Here is an 8,100-nt window from a genome sequence, read left to right as displayed (position 1 = left end):
ACTTGCTCAAAATACCAGAATTCCAGTGTTCATGATGCAAACCACTGCATTTTTCCATTATTTAAAGTACCAGTGATTTTCTGGACTTAAAAAGCATAGTCTCCCATCTTTTTAAGTTGGATTTTCTTTTATTGTTCTTTAATTTAGATTCACAACCTGGAAACTATTCAAATCGGATTAGCAAGAATGTCACCAAAGATAAGCCATGTTAGAATGTTACTCTTCACAAATAAAAACCCCATGAACATTGGGGTTCATGGGGTTTCTTATCTCTTGAAAAACTAAGACCCATTCCGGTACACAAAAAAGGTCTTTGTTCATCATTATTTTATACTGACTGCCAACTTTTATTATTGAATCATTACAGACGCAAGTTTTGTCGAGAGACTCGAACCAACAATAATTGACAAATAACTTATTGTTACAACTTACAGATACTTATTAAACCAACTTGTAATTTGTTCCAATCGTGCATATCTTAAATTCGGATAGCCACTACGTGACAAGTTGTGATCACTGTCTGGAAAGCGGACAAATCCAACTTCTTTTTTCATCTGCTTTAATGTGATATACAGTTGTTCTGCTTGCTCAATTGGACAACGGAAATCTTTTTCACTATGCATAATTAATAAAGGAGTTTTAATATTCTCTGCATACTTCAATGGTGAATGATTCCACAGTTTCTCTACATCCGTCATGTCTGCACCAATCTGCCAATCACTGAAATAATATCCAATGTCAGAAACACCTAAGAAACTAACCCAGTTCGAAATCGAGCGCTGTGTGACAGCAGCTTTAAAACGCTCCGTATGACTAACAATCCAGTTGGTCATAAAGCCACCGTAACTTCCACCCCCAACGCCAAGTCGACTTTCATCAATCCAGACATTATTAGCTAATACTGAGTCCAAGGCTGCAATTATATCTTCATAATCACCACCACCGTAATCACCTCTAACTGCATCAACAAATTGTTGGCTATAGCCATGACTTCCACGAGGGTTTATATAAAGGACCCCATACCCTTGTGATGCCAATAGCTGAAGCTCATGGAAAAATGTATTTGCATACATCGCATGTGGGCCCCCATGAATTTGAACAATTAATGGATACTTTTGTCCTTCCTCATAACCTGCAGGTTTCATTAACCAGCCATGTACGTCCCAGTTTTTAGCACCCTTAAAAGTAATGGCTTGTGCTGGTACAAGTTCTACTTCGTTTTCAAATGTTTCATTGAATGAAGTCAACTTTTGTCTTTCACCTGTAGCGATGGTTTGTAAATACAGTTCACCAATTTTAGTGGGATTGGAAACAGTGACTAGTGCAAACTCACCGGATTTTGCCACATCATAGCCATATATATGTTCATCGTCACCAGTTGCGGGATACATTTCACCTTCTAAAGAAGATGCATATAATCGGACATCACCCATTGTTGAAACTTGGAAATACAAGTGGTTATCCTTTGTCCATTTCACACTAGGAGCAGTCGCACCTTGTTGATGGTCAGCAACGACGTAATCTCCCACTGGAGCATCGATTCCTTCTGTCAAAATGTTCCGAGTGCCATATTCCACATCGTACACATATAGCTCTGCATGTGTTGCATTCTTGTATGTCACTTCACTCCCAACAAACGCCAACTTCTTATCATCAAATGAAAATACTGCTCCACCATAAGAACCACCATCTTCAATAATCGTCGTCTCTTGTTTGGATTCAACATCTATCAAGTATAAGGATTCATGAAACTCAAAATCCTGATTTTCGGAACGGTTGACACTGAATACGATTTTCTTTCCGTCGTTCGAAATATCTTGCAAGGCATAATCATGATTTCCTTGAGTGAATTGAATCACTTCCTCCGTTTCCAAATCAATACAACCAATATGCTTGTATGTATTTTGGGGAAGCAAACCAGTTCCATCCATTTTATATTTCATTTTGTCTACAATGTACGGTTCTGGTTTCTTCTTGTTGTCTTCTTTGTCGGGAACATCTAAAAAGGTCTTTCCTTCTTTTAGTGAAGCTGAAAACCAAATTTTCTTTCCGTATGGTGACCACTTAAAACTACTGACACCCTTCTCAAATGAGGTGATTTTACGTGCCTCTCCACCTTCTGTGGATAATACATAAAGTTGGTTTTTATCATCTCGTGTGGATAAGAATGCAAGCTTCGTTCCATCTTCAGAATATAAAGGACTTGAAACTTTTTCTTTTCCATGGGTCCATTGTGTAATTGCTTTGGTCTCTAAGTTCACATGCCATAGATTTGCTTGATATGTATTTTCTTTTTCATCAATTTTAGTTTGTACAAAAACGGCTTCTTGTTGATTGGGAGCCAAAGTGGGTTGTGTCACCGAAACCAATTTACTTAAATCTTCAATCTTTATCTTACGCTTCGTCATGCTATTTCCTCCTCATGTTGTCGTCTGTTACTTACTTCGACATCCGTAAGATTTTCCCTTTATTTTTATTTCAGAAGCTTACTATATTTAATAATTTAGTTAATAGACGACAGAAATTTCCTTTAATTTAAATTCAACATGATTGTATATTGAGTAAACAGGCAATAATGATTGAATAACTACCTGGAGGGGATTTTATGTGTGCACTAGAATTACCAGAGTTTACGAAATCATATTGGAGAAAAAAAAGGTCAAATAAAACATTTGCACCATTACAATCTGACCTTACAATTGATGTGTGTATTGTTGGAGCAGGTATAGTGGGAGTTACAGCAGCTTACACACTTGCTAAAGCAGGCGTTAGTGTGGCCGTCATTGAAGGTAGCAAGATCGGCAGTGGGACAACAGGATTTACAACAGCTAAAATTACTTCACAGCATGGAATTATTTATGATGAATTAATTAAAACGTTCGGGGAAGCAAAAGCTCGTCAATATTTTGATGCGAATGAACAAGCGCGTATCCAAGTGAAAGAATGGATAGACACACTTTCCATAGATTGTGATTTTGAAGAACGTGACGCCGTAATGTATGCCGAGACTCCTAAAGGCGTTGAAAAACTACATACGGAGAAGTCTGCTTATGACAAACTTAAAATTCCCGGTGAACTATCAGTATCCAAAAATGATCTTCCATTTTCGGTAAGTGAAACGTTAACACTACCTAACCAAGCTCAGTTTCATCCAATCAAATACATCAACGCACTAGTCAAAGAAGCTCAGGGACTGGGTGTGACTTTTTACGAAGACACACGTGCAGAATCACTAAAGAATGATGATGATAACCATGTAATTGAAACAACAGAAGGCAATAAAATCAATGCAAATAAAGTTTTAGTTACCAGTCATTTTCCCTTTAACGATAAAAGCGGCCTGTATTTTACTCGATTATCACCTCAACGTTCTTATGCGGTTTGCGTAAAAGTAGCTGATCCCCAGTTAAAGGGAATGTACATTAATGTAGAAAAGCCAACACGCTCCATTCGAACAGCGAACGGAGATAAAGGTGAAACCTATTTACTTGTTGTTGGAGAAGGACATAAAACAGGGCATCATGATGACCCTAGTCATGATGTTTCTACACTCGAGCGTTATGAAGTGCTAACCCAATTTGCCAAAGAACATTTTCCTGTTGAGTCAATCGATTCTCATTGGTCAGCTCAAGATTTAGAAACACTCGACCGTATCCCATACATTGGTAATATGACATCCAATCTACAGAATGTATTTGTTGCAACTGGTTTTTTCAAATGGGGCATGAGTAATGGTACCGCTGCTGGATTATTGCTTGCAGATCTTGCACAAAATAAATTTAATACTTATCAAGCTTTATATTCACCAACTCGTACAAAACTTAAAAAAGAAGATACTAAACATTTTTTAAAGATAAACGCAGATGTAGCAAAAGAATTAATTAAAGGTAAACTGGATCGCTCAAAAGATTCAGTTGATAGTTTGAAAAATGATGAAGGACGACTGGTGATGGTTGACAATCATAAAGTCGGTGCCTATAAAGATAAAAACGGGAAACTTTATTTAGTCAATCCAACATGTACCCATTTAGGCTGTGATGTACATTGGAATGATGGTGAACGTTCCTGGGATTGTCCTTGTCATGGATCACGCTTCTCGTATAAAGGTGAAGTTTTGGAAGGACCGGCAGTGAAACCATTAGAAACTAAATAATTATATATAAAGCCATCCCTTTCAAATTGAATGGGATGGCTTTATACTAATTTTAAATGTAAAATAATACATACAATCATTTTATATAATTATGCGAATTATTTGTAACTTAAAAACGAATGACTTCTGTGTTCATTTGTTTCTTCACGACAACAAAGCCTTCAACAAGGATCGGGAGTAAGGAGTTAATGGAATACATCAAAAACATTGCAAAGAAAGTAAATGCAACAAAATGTATTGGCTTAGATAAAATGCCTTTCTTATGTATAAACATCAAACAAATTAGAATTTGAAAAAACTCTAATGTTCCATATTTCATTCGCCTCTCCCCTCCCATATCTTAAAATTTCACTTATTTTCTCTGTAGTTCTATTCTACTTGAAAAGAACGTCGAAAAATGTCGAAAAAGATGGGAAAGTCTTCACAATTAGAGTGCAAAAAAAATGATTTCAAGAAATATATTTCTTAAATAAGCTTTTATTTAAAGTCAGTCCTGTATATACATGGAATAAACCGGATCATATAAATGGCTTTCATCAGAGGGGGATCGTCTTTGAATAACTTTGGACACGTTATAAAACTTGAAAGAATTAGAAAAAATATGAAACAAATAGTATTAGCACAAGGAATCTGTACCCCTTCCTATCTCAGTAAAATTGAAAACAATTCAATCGTTCCAAGCCAAGAAGTAATTGATTTACTATTAAATCGACTTGAACTTACCATAACAAACAATAAAAATTTAGACGATGAAAGTTATCTTAAGCATATACGTGAGATTTATTTCAATGCAGTCATGAACAAAGACCGAGAACTTGCAGCTCGACAGCTTAAAGAAATTAATGCTGAACGCTATCTGTTCAGTGATGCAACAAACTATTATACATACCAGCTTATGGTTCTAAGATTGACCCTGATCGTTCAAGATATTCAAAATGACACAAGCGAGCTAATCATGGCTTTATCTGAGCTTTCAAGTAATTTTAACGATTATCAAATGTTTTTATTTAACTCTTGTGTGGGTAGTTATTATTCATTTATGTTGGACTATACTTCAACACTTCAATCATATGAAAAAGCTATTATCTATTATAAAAGAATTAATATTGAAAAATGGGAAGAGGCCGATTTCCACTATTTATTGGGTCATTGCTACTTAACTCAACAACGTTGGGTAATATGCATTGATTACATTCAAAAATCTTTAGAATTTTTTAAAAGTGGATTCTATAACTCGCGTGTTGTTGAATGCTATCTAATCTTGGCTATTGTTCAAGATGAAACATATCAATATGAACAAGCTCATCAAAACTTGTTACTAGCTCAAAAAATTACATTACAGCTTAATTTAAAAGAGCATATTCCAATAATTACACAAAATTTAGGCACCACTGCTTCAATTAGAGGACAATCAGAAGAAGCTATTGAATACTTTTTAGAAAGTCTTAGTTATAGAGAAGATTATGATGAAAAATTATTTACTATCCATTCATTAGTAAAAGAATACTCGAAATTAAAAAATTCAAAAGAAGTCATAAAATGGGCTGAATTTGGGCTTTCTCTAATTAATGACAATCACAATCCTGTTCATCATCAAACATTTGAACACCATCTGAACGTATATTTGGCTAGAGAAACTAATCCAATTCTATTTGAAAAAGTGACAATAGATGCATATAATTTCTTTAAAGAAACAAAAAACTATCGACTTGCAGAGAAATATTCACTCTTATTGGGGAACTTTTATCAAGAAAATAACAAATATAAAAATGCTGCAAAGTACTTCTCATATTCTAATGAGAACATGTTTAAAAAACATAAGATTTCTCATTGGGAAGATTTATGATCTCTCGTTCAAATAACCTGTAATTATCCCCGGGGGTCGAAGGAGATAATTACAGGTTTGTTATGTGTATGTTTATAACACGGCGATGTGTCATTGAACGCAATAATTAGCTGGCTGTCGTGTAGACTAAACAACCAAGTTCATAGTCAATGTAATAACTACTAATTTTTTGAGTTGGATGCAATGTTTCTGACATCTCTGCTTGTACAGTTTGTATGTTTACTTTTGAAATATTAAATCCTTCTTCTCTTATATTTACTAATAATACATCGTCAACTTTCATATTTCGCTTTAAATCATTTGTTGGAACTACTAGTACATTTGAATAGCTAGGAAACTCCAAAAGAACTGCTAAATCATTCTCAAATCGATCTAATTTGTACATTCTTCCTCTAAACATACTGAACAACTCCTTTTAAAATGATAGTTTTGCTTGCATCAAGCTATTATTTGCTAAATATTCCAAATAAACTTAGTATTTAAAGTAAGGTTAAGTGATAAATTAGTTACAATATAATCATAATTCGTTAAGATAGAATAAGAAAGATAATTAGGTTGGGAAACTTATTTCTAAAACACGCTTTTTTTATGTGATAATAGCATTATGTTTCCCAACTTTAAGTAGTAGATATTACTCAAAAACTCTAGTAGTATAAAAGGTGGATATATGAATAATATCGGATTGCTCATCAAAATGTCCCGAATACAACAGAATATGAAACAAGTTAATCTTGCTAAAGGAATCTGTTCCACGTCCTACTTGAGTAAGATTGAGAATACCCAAACAATCCCGAGTGAAGATGTACTTCAACTTTTGTTGGATAGACTCAACCTGGATTATGAGGACATTTCTACTGAACAAGAAATTGAATTCCTATCTGAGCTTTATTTGCTTTACAAAGAATCAATTATTGATAGAAATAAAGATGACATTAAGGAAAAGCTACTATCTTACAAGGAGAGAAATTTTCTCTTTAAAGATGAGAGTAATTTCTATACGTATAATCTCTATTTATTTCGAATATATTTAATTATTGAAACTGATGTTGAATTCCCCAAAAAATTATTAGATGCATTAGATCAGATGAAAGATAAGTTCAATGACAGACAAAAATTTGTCTTTAATAACAATTGCGGATTATTTTTCTACTTAACAAATGAATTTAAAATCTCTTTAAACCACTTTGAAATTGCTTTAGATATAATATCTAATTTCCACTTGGAAGAATGGGAACTTGCAGATTTTTATCATGCGATTAGCATGTCATATCTTTCGAATAACCATTTATTAAACACGATTGAATATTCAACAAAGTCTTTAAATTATTATAAAGATAATCTAATTTTTTCGAGGGCTATTGATTGTTATATCGTTACTGGGGTTGCGCATATGATGACAGCAAAATATAAAAGTGCTGAAGAAAGCTTTTTACTTTCAAAAAAGTTGGCTAAAGATATTGGGTTAAATAAATATGATGGGATAATTACTCAAAATCTAGGAGCACTTTATTCTTTAAAAGGTAATCGTGAAAAAGCAATAGAATATTTCATTGAGAGCCTTGATTATTGGGACGACACGGATGGACATTTGATAACCTTTTTCTCGGTAGTTAAAGAGTATTCTAAGAATGACAATATTCAAAAGGTTTCCCAGTGGTGTGAAAAAGGACTTGCATTAATTGAGGCTGATTCAATAGAAAAGCATATGGCATTTTTCTATCACTTTAATATATATAAAGTTAAACACAAAATGGATATGAGTTTTGACCAAGTTATTCTCTCTGCAATTCATTATTTTGAAAATAATAAAGACTACCGATATGCTTATAAATACTCGATTTTATTGGGGAATTTATATAGTGAAAACAGAAAATATAAAAGTTCTGCTTTAGCCTATCAAAACGCTATTTTTTACCAGTTTCAATTTATATCTATTAACTATTTGGAGGAATTATAATGAAAAAGAAATTATTTATTACATTTATCGCAGCAGCCATTTTCATGGTTCTCGCCCAACAAGGAATTGTATCGGCCAATTATGTATTACCAAGAATAACTAGCATACCAAGTTTATAACATTAAGAGCGTGTTCAAAAAGCCA

General features: G+C 33.7%; 6 protein-coding genes. 3 read left to right on the top strand and 3 right to left on the bottom strand.

The genetic code is table 11. The features are described from left to right. Positions 1-428: 428 nt before the first annotated feature. Positions 429-2,408: a S9 family peptidase gene (locus tag B371_RS0103135; protein ID WP_019412862.1), complete on the bottom strand. Its 1,980-nt coding sequence runs from the start codon at positions 2,406-2,408 to the stop codon at positions 429-431. Between the two features lie 197 nt (positions 2,409-2,605). On the opposite strand from B371_RS0103135, the gene B371_RS0103130 reads away from it, so the two are divergent. Then, on the top strand, positions 2,606-4,153 hold the full coding sequence (locus tag B371_RS0103130; protein WP_019412861.1) for an FAD-dependent oxidoreductase: 1,548 nt from the start codon (positions 2,606-2,608) through the stop codon (positions 4,151-4,153). A gap of 109 nt (positions 4,154-4,262) precedes the next feature. Here B371_RS0103130 and B371_RS0103125 read toward each other — a convergent pair whose 3' ends face one another. Beyond that, positions 4,263-4,472, bottom strand: a complete 210-nt coding sequence (locus B371_RS0103125; protein WP_019412860.1) for a hypothetical protein — start codon at positions 4,470-4,472, stop codon at positions 4,263-4,265. A 234-nt stretch (positions 4,473-4,706) separates the two neighbouring features. Between B371_RS0103125 and B371_RS0103120 the strand changes: the two genes are divergently transcribed. Further along, positions 4,707-5,999: a helix-turn-helix transcriptional regulator gene (locus tag B371_RS0103120; protein ID WP_019412859.1), complete on the top strand. Its 1,293-nt coding sequence runs from the start codon at positions 4,707-4,709 to the stop codon at positions 5,997-5,999. 106 nt (positions 6,000-6,105) lie between these two features. Here B371_RS0103120 and B371_RS0103115 read toward each other — a convergent pair whose 3' ends face one another. After that, positions 6,106-6,399 (bottom strand): DUF3006 family protein, encoded by a 294-nt coding sequence (locus B371_RS0103115; protein WP_019412858.1) that lies wholly within the window; start codon positions 6,397-6,399, stop codon positions 6,106-6,108. Positions 6,400-6,666: 267 nt separating this feature from the next. Here B371_RS0103115 and B371_RS0103110 point away from each other — a divergent pair, with 267 nt between their 5' ends. Then, positions 6,667-7,956: a helix-turn-helix domain-containing protein gene (locus B371_RS0103110; RefSeq protein WP_019412857.1), complete on the top strand. Its 1,290-nt coding sequence runs from the start codon at positions 6,667-6,669 to the stop codon at positions 7,954-7,956. Positions 7,957-8,100: the final 144 nt, after the last annotated feature.

This window comes from Paenisporosarcina sp. TG20 (assembly GCF_000286315.1).
Taxonomy (GTDB): domain Bacteria; phylum Bacillota; class Bacilli; order Bacillales_A; family Planococcaceae; genus Paenisporosarcina.
The sequence above is the reverse complement of the archived record's forward strand: the minus strand, read 5'-3'. Positions and strand labels throughout refer to the sequence as shown.

What these genes read in the sequence shown, in the direction of transcription:
- B371_RS0103125 (WP_019412860.1), bottom strand. Translation starts at nt 4,472, where the DNA reads ATGAAATATGGAACATTAGAGTTTTTTCAAATTCTAATTTGTTTGATG.
- B371_RS0103135 (WP_019412862.1), bottom strand. Translation starts at nt 2,408, where the DNA reads ATGACGAAGCGTAAGATAAAGATTGAAGATTTAAGTAAATTGGTTTCG.
- B371_RS0103130 (WP_019412861.1), top strand. Translation starts at nt 2,606, where the DNA reads ATGTGTGCACTAGAATTACCAGAGTTTACGAAATCATATTGGAGAAAA.
- B371_RS0103110 (WP_019412857.1), top strand. Translation starts at nt 6,667, where the DNA reads ATGAATAATATCGGATTGCTCATCAAAATGTCCCGAATACAACAGAAT.
- B371_RS0103115 (WP_019412858.1), bottom strand. Translation starts at nt 6,399, where the DNA reads ATGTTTAGAGGAAGAATGTACAAATTAGATCGATTTGAGAATGATTTA.